This window comes from Amycolatopsis decaplanina DSM 44594, from assembly GCF_000342005.1.
Taxonomy (GTDB): domain Bacteria; phylum Actinomycetota; class Actinomycetes; order Mycobacteriales; family Pseudonocardiaceae; genus Amycolatopsis; species Amycolatopsis decaplanina.
In genome coordinates this window covers 49,605-66,737 of record NZ_AOHO01000028.1, presented here as the reverse complement: position 1 = coordinate 66,737, position 17,133 = coordinate 49,605, and the positions used below count along the sequence as shown (strand labels likewise).

General features: G+C 67.1%; 21 protein-coding genes. 8 read left to right on the top strand and 13 right to left on the bottom strand.

Annotated elements, in window-relative coordinates:
• Nucleotides 1–181 precede the first annotated feature (181 nt).
• Nucleotides 182–328, top strand: coding sequence for a hypothetical protein (locus tag H074_RS40665; protein WP_161630670.1), 147 nt, complete (start codon nucleotides 182–184; stop codon nucleotides 326–328).
• Between the two features lie 84 nt (nucleotides 329–412).
• Entirely contained in the window at nucleotides 413–841 is a 429-nt protein-coding gene (locus H074_RS05685; RefSeq protein ID WP_039921611.1) for a hypothetical protein, read from the top strand.
• On the opposite strand, the gene H074_RS05680 is transcribed toward H074_RS05685, so the two are convergent.
• Entirely contained in the window at nucleotides 814–1,905 is a 1,092-nt protein-coding gene (locus H074_RS05680) for a S1 family peptidase (protein ID WP_039921664.1), read from the bottom strand. The two genes, H074_RS05685 and H074_RS05680, sit on opposite strands and share 28 nt — an antisense overlap.
• 402 nt (nucleotides 1,906–2,307) lie before the next feature.
• Between H074_RS05680 and H074_RS05675 the strand changes: the two genes are divergently transcribed.
• On the top strand, nucleotides 2,308–3,477 hold the full coding sequence (locus H074_RS05675) for an LLM class flavin-dependent oxidoreductase (protein ID WP_007029062.1): 1,170 nt from the start codon (nucleotides 2,308–2,310) through the stop codon (nucleotides 3,475–3,477).
• Between the two features lie 3 nt (nucleotides 3,478–3,480).
• Here the strand turns inward: H074_RS05675 and H074_RS05670 are convergent, their stop codons facing one another.
• From H074_RS05670 to H074_RS05645, 6 genes are all read right to left on the bottom strand, one after another.
• Nucleotides 3,481–4,416, bottom strand: a complete 936-nt coding sequence (locus H074_RS05670; RefSeq protein ID WP_007029061.1) for a M56 family metallopeptidase — start codon at nucleotides 4,414–4,416, stop codon at nucleotides 3,481–3,483.
• Nucleotides 4,413–4,775 (bottom strand): BlaI/MecI/CopY family transcriptional regulator, encoded by a 363-nt coding sequence (locus H074_RS05665; protein ID WP_007029060.1) that lies wholly within the window; start codon nucleotides 4,773–4,775, stop codon nucleotides 4,413–4,415. Before H074_RS05665 ends, H074_RS05670 begins: the two co-directional genes overlap by 4 nt.
• A 37-nt stretch (nucleotides 4,776–4,812) precedes the next feature.
• Nucleotides 4,813–5,859 carry a C40 family peptidase gene (locus tag H074_RS05660; protein WP_007029059.1) on the bottom strand — a complete coding sequence of 349 codons (1,047 nt, stop codon included), beginning with the start codon at nucleotides 5,857–5,859 and terminating at the stop codon, nucleotides 4,813–4,815.
• Nucleotides 5,860–6,171: 312 nt separating this feature from the next.
• Entirely contained in the window at nucleotides 6,172–6,738 is a 567-nt protein-coding gene (locus tag H074_RS05655) for a vitamin K epoxide reductase family protein (RefSeq protein WP_007029058.1), read from the bottom strand.
• Nucleotides 6,735–7,403, bottom strand: a complete 669-nt coding sequence (locus tag H074_RS05650) for a DsbA family protein (RefSeq protein ID WP_007029057.1) — start codon at nucleotides 7,401–7,403, stop codon at nucleotides 6,735–6,737. The genes H074_RS05655 and H074_RS05650 overlap by 4 nt, the downstream gene beginning before the upstream one ends.
• A 58-nt stretch (nucleotides 7,404–7,461) precedes the next feature.
• Nucleotides 7,462–7,830, bottom strand: coding sequence for a hypothetical protein (locus H074_RS05645; RefSeq protein WP_007029056.1), 369 nt, complete (start codon nucleotides 7,828–7,830; stop codon nucleotides 7,462–7,464).
• Between the two features lie 426 nt (nucleotides 7,831–8,256).
• Between H074_RS05645 and H074_RS05640 the strand changes: the two genes are divergently transcribed.
• Complete coding sequence (locus tag H074_RS05640) at nucleotides 8,257–9,087, top strand: AraC family transcriptional regulator (RefSeq protein WP_007029055.1); 831 nt, start codon at nucleotides 8,257–8,259, stop codon at nucleotides 9,085–9,087.
• Nucleotides 9,088–9,160: 73 nt separating this feature from the next.
• Nucleotides 9,161–9,772 (top strand): dihydrofolate reductase family protein, encoded by a 612-nt coding sequence (locus H074_RS05635; RefSeq protein WP_007029054.1) that lies wholly within the window; start codon nucleotides 9,161–9,163, stop codon nucleotides 9,770–9,772.
• A 196-nt stretch (nucleotides 9,773–9,968) separates the two neighbouring features.
• Here the strand turns inward: H074_RS05635 and H074_RS05630 are convergent, their stop codons facing one another.
• Both H074_RS05630 and H074_RS38715 read right to left on the bottom strand, forming a co-directional pair.
• Nucleotides 9,969–10,235 carry a GlsB/YeaQ/YmgE family stress response membrane protein gene (locus H074_RS05630; RefSeq protein ID WP_007029053.1) on the bottom strand — a complete coding sequence of 89 codons (267 nt, stop codon included), beginning with the start codon at nucleotides 10,233–10,235 and terminating at the stop codon, nucleotides 9,969–9,971.
• 276 nt (nucleotides 10,236–10,511) lie between these two features.
• Nucleotides 10,512–11,018 (bottom strand): hypothetical protein, encoded by a 507-nt coding sequence (locus H074_RS38715; RefSeq protein WP_007029052.1) that lies wholly within the window; start codon nucleotides 11,016–11,018, stop codon nucleotides 10,512–10,514.
• Between the two features lie 375 nt (nucleotides 11,019–11,393).
• Between H074_RS38715 and H074_RS05620 the strand changes: the two genes are divergently transcribed.
• From H074_RS05620 to H074_RS05615, 3 genes are all read left to right on the top strand, one after another.
• On the top strand, nucleotides 11,394–11,654 hold the full coding sequence (locus tag H074_RS05620) for a hypothetical protein (RefSeq protein WP_235096664.1): 261 nt from the start codon (nucleotides 11,394–11,396) through the stop codon (nucleotides 11,652–11,654).
• A 770-nt stretch (nucleotides 11,655–12,424) separates the two neighbouring features.
• A complete protein-coding gene (locus H074_RS40115) occupies nucleotides 12,425–12,658 on the top strand; it encodes a three-helix bundle dimerization domain-containing protein (protein WP_200865751.1) in 234 nt (77 codons plus the stop codon).
• Between the two features lie 571 nt (nucleotides 12,659–13,229).
• Nucleotides 13,230–13,784 carry a lamin tail domain-containing protein gene (locus tag H074_RS05615; RefSeq protein WP_007029050.1) on the top strand — a complete coding sequence of 185 codons (555 nt, stop codon included), beginning with the start codon at nucleotides 13,230–13,232 and terminating at the stop codon, nucleotides 13,782–13,784.
• Between the two features lie 199 nt (nucleotides 13,785–13,983).
• On the opposite strand, the gene H074_RS05610 is transcribed toward H074_RS05615, so the two are convergent.
• The 4 genes from H074_RS05610 to H074_RS40660 all read right to left on the bottom strand — a co-directional run bounded on the left by H074_RS05610 (nucleotide 13,984) and on the right by H074_RS40660 (nucleotide 16,637).
• Complete coding sequence (locus H074_RS05610) at nucleotides 13,984–14,481, bottom strand: hypothetical protein (protein WP_007029049.1); 498 nt, start codon at nucleotides 14,479–14,481, stop codon at nucleotides 13,984–13,986.
• A gap of 158 nt (nucleotides 14,482–14,639) precedes the next feature.
• Nucleotides 14,640–15,473, bottom strand: coding sequence for a class I SAM-dependent methyltransferase (locus tag H074_RS05605; protein ID WP_007029048.1), 834 nt, complete (start codon nucleotides 15,471–15,473; stop codon nucleotides 14,640–14,642).
• Between the two features lie 37 nt (nucleotides 15,474–15,510).
• Nucleotides 15,511–16,380, bottom strand: a complete 870-nt coding sequence (locus tag H074_RS05600; RefSeq protein ID WP_039921607.1) for an EamA family transporter — start codon at nucleotides 16,378–16,380, stop codon at nucleotides 15,511–15,513.
• A 101-nt stretch (nucleotides 16,381–16,481) separates the two neighbouring features.
• Nucleotides 16,482–16,637 carry a hypothetical protein gene (locus tag H074_RS40660; RefSeq protein ID WP_161630669.1) on the bottom strand — a complete coding sequence of 52 codons (156 nt, stop codon included), beginning with the start codon at nucleotides 16,635–16,637 and terminating at the stop codon, nucleotides 16,482–16,484.
• Nucleotides 16,638–17,133 lie beyond the last annotated feature (496 nt).

Sequence of the window (17,133 nt, the reverse complement as noted above, 5' to 3'; positions counted from 1 at the left end):
TTCCCAGGACACGAGGCTCGATGACGACAAGCGACAGGAAGGAATCGCGATGCGCCTTCGTCGACGTCTGGTCCTGCCGGTGCTTCTGGCGGCCGTCGTCGCCGGGATCGGGACGGTGCCCGCGGAAGCCAGGGGAGCGGCGGCTGAGGTCACCGCGCCGTCCCTCTAGCCGGACGGATCCGTGCTCACCGTCCTGTACAGCTCGGGCAGGATGTTCAAAGTGGACATGGACTCGGGGAAGGTCGGCGCCGTCGCGCTGACCGGCCACCTCGACGCGCTGCTCGCGGGTGACACGTTCGTCCGGACGTTCGAGCTGCGCCGCTTCTGACACCGGGCACCCGATCGGGTCGATCCTGCCGTTCACGCGAGTCATTCCGCCTGGCAGCGGGCGCGCGCCGGAACACTCCGCGCGGTGAACGTGGAGTCGATGGACGACGTGGCGGACTGCCTGCTCTCGGTGGCCTGGAACATCTTCCCGTTGATGGGGAAACCTCCCTCGAGCCCGGAGAGCCGGCCGGAGGAGATCCGGTCCCTCCTCGTCGACGCGTGCCACGACGCCGGGATGCGGGCCCGTGAATGGGCGGCGGCGCACGGAGCGGGAACCGAGGAGGACCGCCTTCCCTTCCTGCGGCTCGCGGAGGTCGGGACGGACGCGAACCTGTTCTTGGGCATGGTCTCCGGCACGCTGGTGGTGGATCACGAGAGGGTCCGCCGTCGGTGGGCCGAGATCGAGGCGCTGGTCCATGAGGCAGGCGAACTCACCGGGCTGATCAGGGGCGGCCGAGGGATCGGCCGCCCCTCCCGGCTGGGTGATCAGTCCTTTTCGAGGGTCAGGCCGTAGCGGTTGAGCACCTCCTTGACGGGCTGGAAGAAGGTGGTGCCCCCTTCGTCGCAGTCACCGGAGCCACCCGACGTCATTCCCTGCGCCTGCACCAGCTTCGTGCCGGAACCCGACGAAGGGCGGCTGACGAACGAGCCGCCGGAGTCGCCCGGTTCGGCACAGGCGTCGGTCTGGGTCAGGCCTCGCACGACGTTCCCGTTGCCGTAGTTGACCGTCTGGTCCAGCGCCTCGACCCGCCCGCACTGCCAGTGGGTGGTGATCCCGGACCGGCAGATCCGCCCGCCGACGCCGACGACGTCCGCGCCCTCGATCCGCACGTCGGTACCGTCCTCGTAGCGGTCGACCCGGGGCGGGGTCGAGACGTCGGAGTGGGTCACCTCGACGGTCCCGTAGTCGTTGCCGGGAAAGGACGACCGCGCGACCCTGCCGATCGTGCCGTCGACGCCGCGTACGGTGCCGCCGAGCTCCGTGCAGTGGCCCGCGGTGATCACGTAATGGTCGTCATCGTCGTAGGCGGTGAACCCGACCGAACAGGCACCGCCGTCGAAATAGAGCCCCTGCCCGCCGACCACGCTCCACAGTGGTCGCGGCGCGCTCTTCACCTGCTCCACCCGGACCGGGACGCCGGCGGAGGCCGCCCACGCCCGGCCCGCGGGGTCGCCACCCACGACGCTGACCACGACCTCGTTCGAAGGCGCGTCGACGTACCAGCCCGCGACCGAGCCGGGCAGACCCGCGGTTCTGTTGTCCAATATGGACTGGATCTTCTTCAGCTCGGCGGCACTGCGCCGCATCACCTTCGGGACGGCGCCTGCCGCGCGGATTCCGGCAGAGTGGCTCGCGTCGGTGGTGCCGACCACCAGGTCGCCTGTCGTCGCGTCCAGCCAGGAGCCGGCGAACGCGGCGCCGAGTGAAGTGCCGAGCTTCTGCTGCGCGGCGGCCAGCGTGGCCGGTCCCGCCGCTTCGTTCAGCGCCGGTACCGCCGAAGCCGGGGCCGCGAAGGCGGTGACGGCTGCCGCGGCGCCGATGAGGACGGTGAGGGTGCGCAGAGGACGTCGTATCACGAAAACCTCCATGGGATAGCGGAATTCGATGCGGGATGTGTGGCGGGAATCGACGTTACGACAGCGCGGCCCCGCTCGAATGCCGCCATTTGAGTAGCGCTGACAATTCCCCTTTCCGGCGCAAAGGAACGGTCCTTTACCGGGTGCTGCTCACTCTTGTGAGTGGATCATGCCCGATTTACCGTCCCCGATGTGTTGTCGGTTCCACGACAATCCGCGACGAGTGTGTGGCATTCGGGAAAAGGCTCGTTCGGTACTGGTCACCTGATTGTGTGCGACTCAACTCGTTTGCCCGCTTTGATCACGAACGGGTCTCGTTGCGCCGAACGTGCGACTCCTGTAACGCCGCGCGCACACCCGCTGACTGATCTCTCGACGACCCGGAGCAGACGGAGGCCGTGGATGAAGATCGACCTGTTCAACGAGATCCAGAACCCGCGGCCCTGGCACGAAGGGCACGAGCGGCTCAGGTTCTCCGAGGCGATCGAACAGGCCGTCCTCGCCGACGAACTGGGCTACGACTGCTGGTGGCAGGTCGAACATCACGGGGCGGGGGAGTTCAGCCTGTCGTCCGCGCCCGAGCTGATGCTGGCCGCGCTCTCGCAACGCACCAGCCGGATCCGGCTCGGCCATTCCGCGGTTCTCGCGCCCGGCCGGTTCAACCATCCGATCCGTGTCGCCGAACGCGCCGCGACCCTCGACCACCTGAGCGGGGGCCGGGTCGAACTCGGCCTGACCCGGTCGACGATCCCGGAATGGCGCCTGTTCGGCATCGAACCGGACGAGGCCCGCGCCCAGACGCAGCAGGCGTTCGAAATGGTCCCGCGGATGTGGACGTCCGAACGATTCTCCTACGAAAGCGACGCCTATCGCGTCGACGACGTGCCCATCTCGCCGAAACCGGTCCAGAAGCCGCATCCGCCGCTCTGGCAGGCGGCGGCGAGTCCGGCGTCGTTCGAAGAGGCGGGACGGCGCGGGGTCGGGGTCCTCGGTACGACGATGTGGGAATCACTGGAGCGCGCGGGCAGGCTGATCAAGCTGTACCGGGACGCGGCCGAACGGTGCGCCGATCCGGTCGGGGCGTTCGTCAACAACCAGGTGGGGTTCTTCACCTTCGTCCACTGCGCCGACACGGACGAGGAGGCGATGCGCAACGGCGCCGCCGCGGCCGCGGCCTGGTACACGGTGACGGCGCTGACGTTCTTCGAGGCGGCGAGCGAGTTCGTGCGCCTGAACGCCCGGCAGGAGGAGATCGTCGCCGCGCCCGACGGTGGCGGGCTCACCGGCGACTTCCTGCGCGGTGAGGCGAAGAACGCCCCGACGGAGGCGAATCTCCTGATCGCCCGGATCCTGCAGGGCGAGTCCGTGCCGGACGACGAGATCTTCACCGTGCTGAGCGCGCAGGACTCGCTGATCGTGGGCAGTCCGGAGACCTGCCGCAAGAAGCTGCGGGCCTACGCGGAGCTGGGCATCGACCGGATGATGTGCCTGCAGCAGATCGGCGGCATCCCGCACGAGAAGGTGCTGAAGAGCATCCGCCTGATCGGCGAGCTGATCCCGGAGCTGGTCTGACGCTCACCGGCAGGAAACGAGTCCGGTCGCGAAAAGCAGTCCGACGGTGAGGGCGGGCGGCGCCAGCAGCGCGAGTGTCCCGCCCGCCACCGCTTTCGCCCGGGCGGGGAGGCGGGACGCCCCCGTGGTGTGCGACGCCAGCACGCGCAGCCGGATCTCGGTGTCGCCTCCGGCCATGCCGAGAGCGCGGCGCGGCCCGTCCGCCGCGTGGATGGACAGCAGGGCCGACCGCACGGTCTCGGGTCCGTGCCGGGTGGCGGCGACCCGGTCGGCGGCCAGTTCGACGAGCAGCCGGGTCGCGCCGGGGAGTTCGCGCATGAGCGGGACAAACCGCAGCGTACGGCCCAGGACGTCGGCCGAGGCGGTCAAGAGGTGGTGCCTGCCGCGCAGATGAGCCCTTTCATGGGCGAGCACGGCGTTCAGTTCGGGGCGCGAGAGACGCGCGGCCAGGCCCTCGCTGGCGACGATCAGGCCGTCGCGGCCGCCGAGACTGTAGGCGATCGGACGGTCGTCGGGCAGCCACAATGTCGGCCCCGACCTGGCACCGGACAGCCGCTGCACGTCGAGATGACGCCGGTGCAGCAGCGTGCTGCGTTTCCGGCGCCGCGCCGAAGCCACGGCCAGCCGGGCTCCCGCGATCACGACGGCGGCGCCCGCGAAAGTGCCGGCCACAGGGTCGAGGGCGGGAACGTCACTGTGGCCGACAGCGGCCCAGCAGTAGTGGAGGACTCGTGTGATGGCCGTGGCGGGACCGTGGTCCGGCAGCACGAGGAGCAGGACGGCGCCGAAGGTGCCGGCGATGACGCCGACCGCGGTCAGCAGCCACCACGCGAGCGCCGTGCCGGGGCTGATCCCGCCGGCGGTCAGCCTGCCGAGCACCCTGGGCGAGAACCAGCCGATCACCACGACCCCGAACAGGAGCACCGCCGCCAGGATCATCGCTTGCCGGGCTTCCGCCGCAGCGCCCGCCGCAGGATGTCCGACTCCTCTTCGGTGACCGAGCGCGCGAAATGCAGCAGTACCGATTCCCGGTCTTCGGATGCGTCGAGGAGTTCGCGCAGGCTTTGCGCGGTGGCCTCCTCGCGGGTTGCCACGGCGCGGTAGCGGTACGCGCGATTCTCCATCTCGCGCACGACCCATTCCTTGCGGTGCAGATTGTCCAGCACCGTCATCACCGTGGTGTAGGCGAGATCGCGGTGCCGGTTGATCGCCTCGAGGACCTGGCGCACCCGCAAGGGTTCCGCAGCATCCCAGAGCACGTCCATCACCGACGCTTCGAGCTCGCCCAGCCGCTGCATGACACCTCCGCCGGGAAGGATACTGCGTGCGTCTCGCTCAGCCGACGATGCGCCGGGCGCCCATCAGGTGCCCGTCGCCCTTGACCGACCGGACGTCGACCAGCTGGCCCTCGGTCGGCGCGTCGACCATCTTGCCGGGCCCGACGTACATGCCGACGTGGTGGATCGCGCCGGGATCGCCGGTGCCGTCGTCGTAGAAGACGAGGTCGCCCGGGACGAGCTGGTCGAGCGGAACGGGCTTGCCGACGGTGTACTGCTGGCGGCTGGTCCGCGGGAGTGAAATGCCCGCCTGCTTGTACGCCCATGACGTCAGGCCGGAGCAGTCGAATTCGCTCGGCCCGGTGGCACCCCATTCGTACTGTGAGCCGCGTTTGGACAGTGCCGCCTGCAGCGCGTCGTTCGCGGCACCGGGCGGGCCGAGATAGGAACCCTTGTCCTGGACCTTGCCGAGTTTCGACCTGTCCGCGGCGGGCAGGTCGCCGAGCGCCACTCGCACCTTGGCGATCTGGTCGTCGAGGTCCTTCTTGCGGGTGCGGACCTGGTCCAGCGCCAACGTCGCGTCGTTCGCCGCGAGCTGGGCCGTTTCCCGCGCGTCCGCCGCGGTGGCGCGCGCGGTCCGCGCCTTCCCGAGCGCGTCGCGCAGGCCGTTCAACGCCTTGGCCTTCTCGTCGGCCAGAACCGACAGCGCCGAGGAGCGGTCGAGGAACTCCTGTCTGCTGCCGCTGTCGAGCAGCAGGACGGCGTTGCCGAGTCGCTCACCGTTCATCGCCGATCGCGCGATCGCCTCGACCTGTGGCCGGAAGCGATCGATGGCCGACTGTGCCTGCGTGAGGTCGCCGTCGGCCCGGCCGAGCGCGGCCGTGGCCTGGTCGCGCTCGGTCTCGCGGGCCTTCAGCCGGTCCTGGGATTCCTGCAGGTCCTCGTCGGCCTTGGCCGCCTGGGCACCGAGTTCCTGGTAGCGCCGCATCGGATCCTGGACGTCCGGCGCCGGTTGCGCGCTCGCGGGGAGCGTGCCGAAGCCGAGGGCCATGAGGGCGGCGGTGGCGGCGAGGGGGTGCCGCGACGAGCGCCGGTGTGGGGTCACGGGTGCCGAATCTCCTGTCGCACAGGTTCAACTATCGCGCTTAGTAGTACGGGGACGGTTGTGAGCGCCCGGTGAAGTCCTACTAAGATGACTAGTACTAGTTCTTATGGGAGACGAAGCTGATCTTTGCTACGGTGGGAACCGTGAGTATCTTTCCGGCTACTCTTCGTCGGCTCGTGGTGGCTTTGCTGCTGCTGATCGTGGCGGGTTCAGGGGCCGTCGGCTGCCTGGACGGGCACGGCGAGTCGATCGCCGTCACATGATCGGTGCCGTCTGTGCCTTGGGGTTGCGTGGTCCCGACCGGAGCCGTCTTCAGACGAGCGTCTTCCAGTAGCTCCAGAAGGCCTGCAGGACCGCGACGGTGATGGCGGCGTACCAGACCACGAGCACTGCACTGTGGTACCGGATCACCGCCTTCACCTCCGGTCCTTTGTGGAGGTTGCGCAGGGTCGTGTACCAGAAGACGGCGATGGTGACCGCCCAGACGACCATGCAGTACGGGCACAGCGCGCCGATGACGTAGAGACTCTGGAACATCAGCCAGTGCACGAACACGACACCGAGCGACGAACCCGCTTGCAGGCCCAGCCAGTACCAGCGAGGGAGCCGTGCCCCGCTCAGCACCACGACACCGGTCGTCATGACCACGGTGAACCCGACGATCCCCAGCAGTGGATTGGGGAAGCCGAACAGCTCCGCCTGCGGCGTCTTCATGATCGACCCGCAGCTGAGGACCGGATTGATGCTGCACGTGGGGATGTAGGAGAAGTCCTTGAGCAGCTTGATCTTCTCGATGGTGAGGACGAATGAAGCCAGCAACCCGATCGCGCCGCCGATCAGCAGCACCCACGACGTCGTACGGACCGCGAAGGGCGTCATTTCGCCAGTTCCAGGTCGATGACGGCCTTGAGGGCCTGATAGGACGGTGACGCCGGGAACTTGACGCCGTTGACGAAGAACGTCGGCGTGCCCTCGACGCCGATGTTCGCGCCGTCGGTGCGGTCGGCCAGAACGCGGCCGAGGGTGACGGGGTCGTCCAGCGCGGCCTCGAAAGTGGCCGTGTCGAGCCCGAGCTGGCGGGCGAAGCCGACGAAGGTCGCACGGTGGGAGACCTGCTGGTCGCCCCACTCCGGCTGCTTCTCGAACATCAGGCGGTACATCGGTTCGAGCTTGCCCTGCTTGCCCGCCGCCTCCACGGCCCGCGCGGCGAGTTCGGCGTTCCGATGGCTGGGGATGGGGAAGTAGCGCATCACGAAGGTGACCCGATCGCCGTACTCGGCACGGAGCCGTTCGACGCCGGGAAACGCCGCGCCGCACGCCTCGCATTCGAGGTCGAGGAACTCCACGACGGTCACCTTGCTGCCCGCGGGGTCGGAGAGCCGATGGCTGTCCGGCCGGACGAGGATCGACGCGGGCACCACCGGGGGCGCGTCCGCCTGCGCGGTCGGGGTCTCCTCACCCAGATTGATGAAGACGAGCAACGCGGCCACCGCCGCGATCACGACGGCCACGACCGTCAGGGAAACCTTGGCGTTCTTGGTCATTCTGCTTCTGTCCTTGGCTCGGTTCCGGCAACTGAAAACGGCATGGGGCTTTGCCGGATCAGGTGCGGGAAACGCAGAGCTGGACGAGCGGTGGCGTGCTCGTCGAACGCCTTGCCGGGGAGGACGGCGGCACTCCCGTCTCACCGGGGCGATGGTGCCGGACGAGCAGGAAGAGCGCGGCCAGCAGCGCCACACCGATGCCCGTGACGTCGTCGAGGTGGTTGTCCGGAAGGGGCTGTTCCGCCGGGCTCAGCCGGGGCGTCGCCGGTTCGCATTCGCCGACCGGGTTCGTCGCGTGCGCGGCCTCGGCGGCGAACAGGGGAGCGCAGGGTGAGGAGGCCGCCGCGGCGCCGTCACTGCACAGCGCGCCCTGCAGCAGAGCGACAGCGGTGAGCACGGCCAACACGGCGAAAAGCCGCGCTGTCATCCTCACTGTCCTTCTGCCGGTCACGCGGAGCAGGGTAGAGGCGACCTTGTAAAGCCGGGGCGAATTCGGACGAATCGACCTACAGTGGGCCGCGGCTCCGTGTCTGTGAAGGGACCCGCCGTGCCGAGCTTCAAGGATGTCGCCCACGCCCCGGAAGCCGTTGGCAAGAGCACCGTGGTCATCGTCGTCGAGGACCCGCTCTGTCCGTCAGACCTGCCGGCGGACACGTGAAGACGGTTTTGGCAGGAAGTCCGTCAAGCCAGGGCACCTGATGAGCAAGGACTCGCCTGGGCAGGTGATCATGATCGGCATGTGATGATCATGGTCTGGTCGAGGTCGGCATCCGCACGGTCGACCAGACAAGACCGGTTTCGGGCGTGCTCGGGTTGATGGCCGAAGCCGTGCCGTGATGGCCACACTGGGCCCATGGACTACGTCGGTCAGGTGCCCGCCCCACCACTGGATCGGTTCATCGACGACGTCTACTGCCTGACCGGCGTGCCGTATCACCGGCGGATGAATGTCCCGCCGATGCCGTCGGCGCATCTGTTCATCAACCTCGGCGACCCCGTCCGCCTGTGGGATTCCGACCCTTCGGTGCCGGTCGCGGTGTTCACCGACGGCTGGTTCATGGGCCTCTGGACCAGGCGTTTCCAGGTCGAGTACCCCGCATGGGTGCGGCTGGTGGCGGTGCATTTCAAGCCTTGGGGGTTGTCGCCCTTCATCGACCTGCCCGCGACCGAACTCCGTAACCGCTGGGTGCCGGTCGACGCCGTCTGGCGGCGGTCACTGGACCGGATCCGTAACCGGATCGGCGACCTGACGTCGCCTGCCGAAACACTGCGGGTGGTGGAAGCCGAGCTGCGCTCTCGGCTCGCCGACGCACCGGCGCGTGGTCTCGGCCTCGTTCTCCATACGGCCGGACGGCTGGAGGTATCCCACGGTGCGATCCAGGTCGGGGCGCTGACCGAGGCCGCCGGGGTAAGCGCCAATCACCTTGCCGCGCAGTTCAAGTCCCATGTCGGGGTCACCCCGAAACGGGTGGCGCGAATCTACCGCTTCGCCCGGCTGATCCTGTCCGTCGACGCACGGCTTTCGGTCGACTGGTCGGAGCACGCGCACGCGGCGGGCTATTTCGACCAGGCCCACTTCGGCAAGGAGTTCAAGGACTTCACCGGCCACACCCCGACGGAATTCCTGGCGTTGCGGCGCCGGTTCCCCGCCGAGCAGCAGTTCCCGCCGATGCCGGCCGAGTGATTTTTTTACAAGCGTGTCCGTCCGCGGGACGACAAGATCGGGACGGACGCGCAAGAGATCCGAGGAGGGCCCTGTGGGCACAGTGATCATGCACAACGTGATGTCGGTGGACGGTTTCATCGCCGACAAGAACGACGACGTCGGCCCGCTCCACGAGTGGCTCTTCAGTGGGGATGTCCCGCTCCTCAGGAATGAAGTCGGGGAGTACGACCATTCCGGGACCGGGGGCGGGATCAGGGTTTCCGGCAAGTCGGCGGGGTACGTCCGGCCGATGTGGGAGTCGATCGGCACGATCGTGATGGGCAGGACCCTGTTCGACCTGGTGAACGGCTGGGAGGGGAAGCCGCCCGCGGGTGACCACGTGGTCGTGGTGTCCCATCGGCCCAAGCCCGAGGGCTGGCATCCGGAGGCGTCCTACCACTTCGTCGACGACGTGACCGCCGCGATCGCCAAGGCTCAGGAACTCGCCGGAGAGCGGACCATCGCGGTGAACGCCGGCGAGGTGGGCGGCCAGATCCTCGCGGCGGGCCTCGTGGACGAGGTGGCGATGGACGTCGTGCCGGTGGTGTTCGGCTCGGGCAAGCGGTTCTTCGGCGGCATCGACGGACAGCATCTGCTGGAGGATCCCGACGTGGTCATCCAGGGTGACCGGGTGCTGCACCTGAAGTACAAGGTCCGTCGCTGAGCCACTCACCGAGACTGCGGTTGAACGCCGTGACCGGTTCGCTCGTGTGCGACGGTGACCAGATCGTCTTGCTGGAGAACGGAAAAGAGGCCGAGTGGGGGGCTTACGACGAACTGCTCGCGCGAGACGGTGCCTACACCGGCCTCGTCCGCTTTCATGCTCTGCCGAGGAGAAGCCCTGCGCCACCGGCGGCCGGTCAGGTGCGGGTCTTGCGACCGGTCACCTTGTTGTAGATGACCAGGACGATGACCGCACCGATGATCGATCCGATCCATCCAGCGGGCTGGAAGCCACGGAAACCCACGGTGAGCAGACCGAACAGCAGGCCGCCCACGACCGAGCCGACGATGCCCAGCACGATCGTGCGCAGCAGGCCGATGTCGTCCTTGCCTGGCACCAAGGCTCGCGCGATGAAACCGGCGATCAGGCCGAACAGGATCCAGCCCAGGATGGTCCAGAACATCGCGTCCCCTCGTGGTCGGCCGGGCGAACAGCCTCACGATACGGAGAATCGCGCGCGGGCGCCAAACGGCAGCGATCAGTCCCTTCACCGGTCCGGCACGACCACCAGATGACCACCTCAGCCCGGCCCACGGAAATTCGGTCAGGTGCGACCTGTCCCTGGCGGTGCGGGCCGGTGTCCGTCGAAGGGCGTGCCGAAGCGGTCTTTGTGCGGCGTGCTGATCACGTCGCCGTCATGCGCATACGGTCGAACACGGCCGTTGGCGGGCATGCGTTGTCAGCGCACGCGTCGTTCGTGCGAAGGCGGGTCCTTGACGCCCTTGACCTGTGTCCAGCCGCGGCCGAAGACGAAGCCTCCGCGGACCAGGCGCTTGCGCTGCCCGCGGGGCGCTACGGCGGGGTTGTAGGACTGGCTCAGCACGTCCCCGTTGTCGCTGAACTTCCAGATTTCGGCGTAAGGCTGACCGTGGTGGTTGTGCCGGCGCTCGAAGCCGACAGGTCTGCGCAGGATCGTCTCGAACCAGGCCGCGCACTCGGCGGCCACGTGCTCTGGGGCGCCGCTGACGTCGAGGGAGAACGGCGTCGGCTCGTCCGGCAGTTCATGCAGGCAGCCGTGTAGCAGGTCACCTCGCGCGTGCTGGTCTTGGTAGTGGACGCCGAACTCGCCCAAACTGACGCGTTTGAGGGAATCATTGAGCGACACGACGGCGATCAGACAGGGATGCTCCTCCTCGTCCCGGATCGCCCAGCTGGCGGCGTGGCCGACGTCCCACAGCGCGGCCACCTAGCCGCCGCGCACACGGCTGCCTGAAAGGCTGGTTACGTGCGCGTCACCGCCCGCTTCCCGGTGATACCGACGTCACCGCACTTGGAGTACGTCGACACGCCCGGCGGCGCCATCGCCAAGACATGACACCGAGTGGCCAGCTCACCAGAAGATCGCTGCGTGCCATCTCGGCCCTACGGTTGATACTCGCGGTCTACACCCACTGTCCGGTTTCTCGGCGGAACCGGCCATGCTGCCGGACCGGGCACGGTCTCGACACCGAACGCCCCAGGGGTAACCGGGCACTGACTCGGGTACTCCTGGGCGACGGTCCGCACATCGGAACGAGGGGAGCGGGTAATGGGGGATCAGTGGTGGTGGGGAGCGGTGGGCGTGGCGCTGGTCGTCGGCGGCATACTTCTGCGGCCGTCCGCCGACCGGAAGTGGCGATCGTTCGTTCTCGAGATCTTCACTCTGGCGGGCTGGATGCTGGTCGCGATGTCCGTGATCAAGCCCTTGGTGCCGGCGAACGTTCTCGGAATCACGATTCTGGTCGTGATCGTTCTGTGCGTCATGGCAGTCCCGTTGGCCGCTCGACGCATGGGCAGACAACGCGAATCCAGGCGGAGACCGCTCCGGAGTCGTCACAGGTGATCCACGCCGGCGAACGCAGCTATCTCGGTGCCATCAGGAAAAACTGTCGACCTGCACGATATGCGCGCCTGGGTTTGTGACGTCCGCCGCGAGGTGAGAGGCCATTGCTAGGTGGGTGTGATGGACAGGTCGGCGATGCCGGCCTGGCGGAGGGCGTCGACGACCCGGCCGGCGGTGGCGAAGTTCCAGAACTTGACTCCGTTGGGGAAGTAGAGATCTTTGCTTGTGCCGGCGTCGTCGATGGCGACGATTGTGGTGTCGCCGATGGTCCAGAGCAGGTCTCCGAGCTGGTTCCCCGGTTCGCGTGCACGAACCGGGCAACGAAGCCGAGATGCTAGGTGTGACCGCCGTCGATCAGCTGACGTATGTCGGTGCAATCGGGCGGCTCCCAGGGGATGGGTGGGGTTTCCCGTCGTGTTCGATCAGGACCCAGACATCATCGGTCTCCGGGAAACCTCGATCGCCACGGCGGCGATGATGGTGCCGGCCACGGTCACACTTCGCTGCCAGAACATGAATCCTCCTGACACTGGATACGCCGGGCCGGTGTAAGCAAGGAAGTACCTCATTATGGCCGCGACCAGACGTCTCATGTATCACCTTCATCTAGTTCGTGATCTGGGGAAAAAGGAGCGCGTACACCGATCTTGAGGCGAGTTTCGGCCACTGGCAGATAGTGGCCATGAAGGATGACGATCGCACTCGCGATAATAAGCTGAGTCAATTTCGTGGCTTACTGGTCCTGATGGGCGCAAGAGAGGGCGACTTCGATGACCGATGCGCGCACGATTGGTGACATCTCATCCGGTCGGCTCCATGGCCACCCGACTGCGCTGGCCGACAGGCTGGCCCGCAGCTATCCGGCGGTGTCGCCGGAAACGGTGAGTCGGCTGGTGCGAAACGAGTTCGACCGCTTCGCCCGCGCGCGGGTGCGAGTGTTCGTTCATATCCTGGTCGAACGGGCGGCACGGCAACAGCTCGATCGTTGGCCAATCAGTTCATGAGGCCGTTCGCCGGCGGTATGGCCGACTGGCGCCGACAAGTAGAGGCAGCCATCGGGCTCTCCGTGCCGGCGCCAGGAACCCAGCGGAAGACAGGGGTGCATATCGAGCCGTTCTCGGCGTGCCCCGTAAGCGGTGTCCGGCCTGCGCTGGTTCAGCAAGTCGCGATTTTTCGCGCTTACGCGTGACCATGGCATTTCTCGTGCCAGTGTTATCGCCGCTTGCCCGAGGTAGGCGACGTGCGGGCCACGCCCGCGGGCAGGCGCGCCAGGTGACGGCGCTCAACTTCACCCATCCGGCCTCCTGTCGCAGAACTGCGGCACTCAGGTAGCCCGATAAGGCGTCGCTTAGTCGCTTTCCTGTGTGGCCCGATTCTCGGGGCCGCGTCAACGGCCCCTTTCCTAAGGGGGGTGCTCTCAAGGCACAGTTTAGTGCAGAACTCCTCGGTGGCGAGAATATCAAAGCTCCGCATTCGAGTCGCCGCAGGGGTCCGCCAATGCCTGGCTGGGTTTCCATCCATCCTGGCTGGGTTTCCATCCATTGAAGTTGTTTCAACCTGACAAAGGAGAACTTTGTGAAGCGCATTGTTTCCGCACTTGCCGTGGCGGCCAGTACTGGCGCGCTGGTAATGGGGGCTTCCGGCCCCGCGACCGCGGCGGAGAAAGCGGTCCAGCAGCAGGTGCCCACCGTCTACATCAGCGAGGTCGCCACCCGTGGTACCGGCCCCGCCGCGGCGTTCCAGGACTACATCGAGATCGCGAACCCCAGCTTCGCCCGGGTGCCCATCGGGGGCCTGCAGCTGCAGGCGATGGTCGGCCAGCAGGTCGTGACGATCCCGATTCCCGTGGGGACCACCTTGGGGCCGCGGCAGGTGTACACGATCGCCAACGCCGCGTTCACCGGCTGTGTGCCCGACCAGATCTTCACCGAGAACCTCCCCAGCGCCAGGGCTCTCAAGATGGTGCTGGGCACGCCGGGGGGTGCTCGCGTGGACGCTGCGACGACTCCTCGTGTGCACCTGGCCAGGTTGTCGCTTCATCGGGTCGGGTTCTCCGGAACTCCCACCGACTTCGTCCCGGGTCCGCGGACTCCGTGCGTCTTCGACGCCACTGCTCCCTCCGCTCCGTGACGCACGGTCGACCACATAGTTGAGATTTTAGCTATCGGTTCATAGTCATCTTCTGGCTTTAGGAATGGTAAAGCTCGGGGTCGCCAACACGACCCCGAGCTTTACTCGTAATAGCCCGGGGCGCCGGCAGTCTTGTCGTGATCGGGCCTGGCAACGTCAATCTGGATCAAGTTCAGAGAACCGCGGACACGTTCGTGAATCAGGCACGAGGGCTCGGTGCCGGGATTTTCACCGGTCGTTTCCCGCATCTGCTTGCAGGTTCGGCGCGGTTGGAGTGGGAGCACCTGCTGGGCCCGCGCTGGCTGCTCTGCGGAGTCATCGGCTTCGATGATTCCGACGATGACGTCTTCTGGGCGGTGTGTCCCGAGATTGAGGTGGTCATCGGCCGCAGGACAACGCCGTCAGACAGAGAGATCTCGGCCATGCTGGCTGTGAAGTCGTTGAGCGGCAACAATCCGACGAGGCGGACGGTGTCAGCCGGCAGACCGGCTTCGAGCCGCTCGGAGGGCAGGTCGAATACCGCCTCGTCGAACTCGTAGGTACGCGTCGTGGCGATCACGGGTTCGAGGAGGCACTCGACCGGCACCCAGTCCAGCCTGCGCTGTCGAAGGGAGAATTCGGTGCCGGCCATGGTGTCGACACGGGTGCTCAAGACCTGCTGATGCGCCCGGATGTTCGTGGAGTCGACGCTGATCACGAACGCGACGTTGTCCTCGACGTGCCTAGGGAGTCGTCCTTGACGATCACGTGCTCCAGGATCCGGTCCCACGTCCCGTCCGCGGCGCACCAGGGTCGATAAGCGTGGTGGACCTACTCGACCTGTTCCGGTCGGATAAGGACGTTGGAGTACGGCGATCAGCAGCGGGCGACGAAGTACCGCACGGGAGACGGGATTTCGAGGACGCCGGATTCCGTCACGTACTCGGCTGCTTCGGCAGCGATCTCTTGTGCGACCGTCTCGTGGTGCTCCGCGGGCATCGTGTCCCACATCATCCGCATACCGTGCGTCCAGGTCCAGCTGACGAGCTGATCCGGTGAGTCCGCCCGCAGGAGGACGTCCTCGACGTGGACGGCGACATCGGAGAAACCGGCGCGCCGGAGGTCCGCGGTCGCCCTTTCCGTGCCGCCGAAAGCTTCCTCTTGCGGGTAGACGCGGGGCGAGACGGAGAACCTGGCTGCGGCCGCCGCGATGGACCGCAGCCCGAACACCCGGGGCTCTGGTTCGAGTACTGACGCCGGCGCACAGACCGCCAGGCGTCCGCCGGGAGCCAAGAGGGTCCGGTACCGGCCGTAGGCGGATTCCAGGTGCGGCACCATATGCACACTGTTGCTGCCGATGACGGCGTCGAAGTAGCCGGGTCCGAAGCCGGGAGCGGCGCCATCCATGACCGCGACGACCGCTCCGTTGGCGTGTCTGCGCCGCAGGTTCGCCGCCGTCTTCGCGATCATGGCCGGAGAGACGTCAATCCCGACGACCTGCCCGGAGGGGCCGACCGCATCGGCCGCCGCGAACAGCGCCGCGCCACGGCCGCAGCCGATGTCCAGGACGTACTCACCGGCACTGAGCGCGGCTAGCTCGACGAGCCGTGCTGCGATCGGGCGGAAGTACTCGACGCCGTTCTGGTCGTAGGACCCTGCCACCGTGTCGAAGGTCTGCCGCACCGCTGTCTCGGGTGACGACGTGTTCATGGTCTTGTTCCTTTCGAAACCGTGAGCGGGCCGGGCCTCAAGCGAAGGTCAGCATGGCCACACCACCCATCACAACCAGCGCGCCGGTGACCCGGCGGCGAACATGGCCTTCCCCGAGGAAGTACCAGCCGAAGATGACCGCGGTCACGATGCTCAACTCCTTCACTGGAGCGATTACGCTGACCGGTGCCCACCGGATCGCGAAGAGCACGAGGACATACGCGGTAGGCACCAGCGTGCCGACCACCACGATTTCGCGCCGGTGCGCCGACCAGAGCTCTCGCAGCGCTCGGGTGCGCGCGAGCGCGACCGGAGCCAGGACGAGCACCTCCCCGACCGACACGCCCCAGAAGACGAGCAGCGGTGAAAGACCGAAGCCGCTGACGACGTTCTTGTCCCACAACGTCGCCAGCGCGTTGGCAAGACCGATCAGCACCCCGAACCCGGACGCGGACACCCTCGCGGCGCGGCCGATCGGGCCGGGCGACCGGTCCACGGTGATGACCAGGACCCCGCCGATCACCGTGGCCGCGCCGAGAAGGGCCAGCGGGCTCGGCCGCTCGCCGAGCAGCAGCACGGCCGCGGCGATCGCGAATACCGGTGCCGCGCCACTGGACAGCGGGTAGACCACCGATAGATCCGACGTACGGTAGGCGCGTTGCAGCAGCAGGTAGTAGCTGAGCTGCAGGCAGGTGCCGACCACGGCCGACAGCACCCAGTGCCCGAGGTCGACCGGGCCGCCGAGGATGAGGGTGCCGATCCCCAGTGGCAGTACCAGCACGCTACCCACGGCCATATAGGAGAAAACGAACAGCGAACCCGACATGCCCATTCTCTTCGCGATCACGTTCCAGCCCGCATGGGCGAACGCCGCGACGAGCACGAGCAGCACAGCCAGAACTATCAACGGGGCACCTTTCGCGTTTTTCGATGCGGGGCGCCTCCTGCCCCCAGGTACGGCCGACGCGGCCGATCATGCGCTTTGACCGGCCGCGCCGGCCTGGTCGGCTAGACCGAGACCAGCTCGTAGACACCGGCCGACGCGCGCGGCGCCCGGTCCGAAACCCACTCACTGCGGTCCGAAACCCAGTTCGCCCGGTCCGAGACCCAGTTCGCCCGGTCGGACACCCAGTTCGCCCGGTCCGAAATCCAGTTCATCTCCATTGTTCCTCCTTTCGCTGAATCGAATCGGCTCCCGGCCGCCAGCCCCGGCACGAGGAGTGCGGGAATGGTCTCCCGTCACGCGGACGGGAACGAAGGCGCCCGGCAGTGGCGCGAGCGCGGAATTCCTTTGTGGACGAAAGGCGGTTGGCGCAAGAATGGCCGTCAGCCCCCCAATCCCCGCTTCCGGTGGATCGCGCCACAGCATTTCTAACACGCGGATTCGGTGTCGATCAATCGGCCGCCGGTGCCCGACTTCGTCGCCCTCTGTCGTCAGCGCGCGGATCCGTGTCCACCAAACGGGTTCTGGTACCCCGGTCCGCAGGCCAGGCGACCGGCGGATCCGCGCTACGGATTCCTCCTTGCCGCAGAAACAAAACTACCGATTTGTGCTACGAATGGAAAAACAAGCAAGCACTTTCCAATCGATGATCGTCCACTCGATCAGCGGATTCCCCCGCCTTTCGCGGTCTGCTTCCATGGAGAAGGTAAATTCTCG

What these genes read in the sequence shown, in the direction of transcription:
- H074_RS05675 (WP_007029062.1), top strand. Translation starts at nt 2,308, where the DNA reads ATGAAGATCGACCTGTTCAACGAGATCCAGAACCCGCGGCCCTGGCAC.
- H074_RS05670 (WP_007029061.1), bottom strand. Translation starts at nt 4,416, where the DNA reads ATGATCCTGGCGGCGGTGCTCCTGTTCGGGGTCGTGGTGATCGGCTGG.
- H074_RS05665 (WP_007029060.1), bottom strand. Translation starts at nt 4,775, where the DNA reads ATGCAGCGGCTGGGCGAGCTCGAAGCGTCGGTGATGGACGTGCTCTGG.
- H074_RS05655 (WP_007029058.1), bottom strand. Translation starts at nt 6,738, where the DNA reads ATGACGCCCTTCGCGGTCCGTACGACGTCGTGGGTGCTGCTGATCGGC.
- H074_RS05650 (WP_007029057.1), bottom strand. Translation starts at nt 7,403, where the DNA reads ATGACCAAGAACGCCAAGGTTTCCCTGACGGTCGTGGCCGTCGTGATC.
- H074_RS05645 (WP_007029056.1), bottom strand. Translation starts at nt 7,830, where the DNA reads ATGACAGCGCGGCTTTTCGCCGTGTTGGCCGTGCTCACCGCTGTCGCT.
- H074_RS05640 (WP_007029055.1), top strand. Translation starts at nt 8,257, where the DNA reads ATGGACTACGTCGGTCAGGTGCCCGCCCCACCACTGGATCGGTTCATC.
- H074_RS05630 (WP_007029053.1), bottom strand. Translation starts at nt 10,235, where the DNA reads ATGTTCTGGACCATCCTGGGCTGGATCCTGTTCGGCCTGATCGCCGGT.
- H074_RS40115 (WP_200865751.1), top strand. Translation starts at nt 12,425, where the DNA reads ATGACCGATGCGCGCACGATTGGTGACATCTCATCCGGTCGGCTCCAT.
- H074_RS05605 (WP_007029048.1), bottom strand. Translation starts at nt 15,473, where the DNA reads ATGAACACGTCGTCACCCGAGACAGCGGTGCGGCAGACCTTCGACACG.
- H074_RS40660 (WP_161630669.1), bottom strand. Translation starts at nt 16,637, where the DNA reads ATGGAGATGAACTGGATTTCGGACCGGGCGAACTGGGTGTCCGACCGG.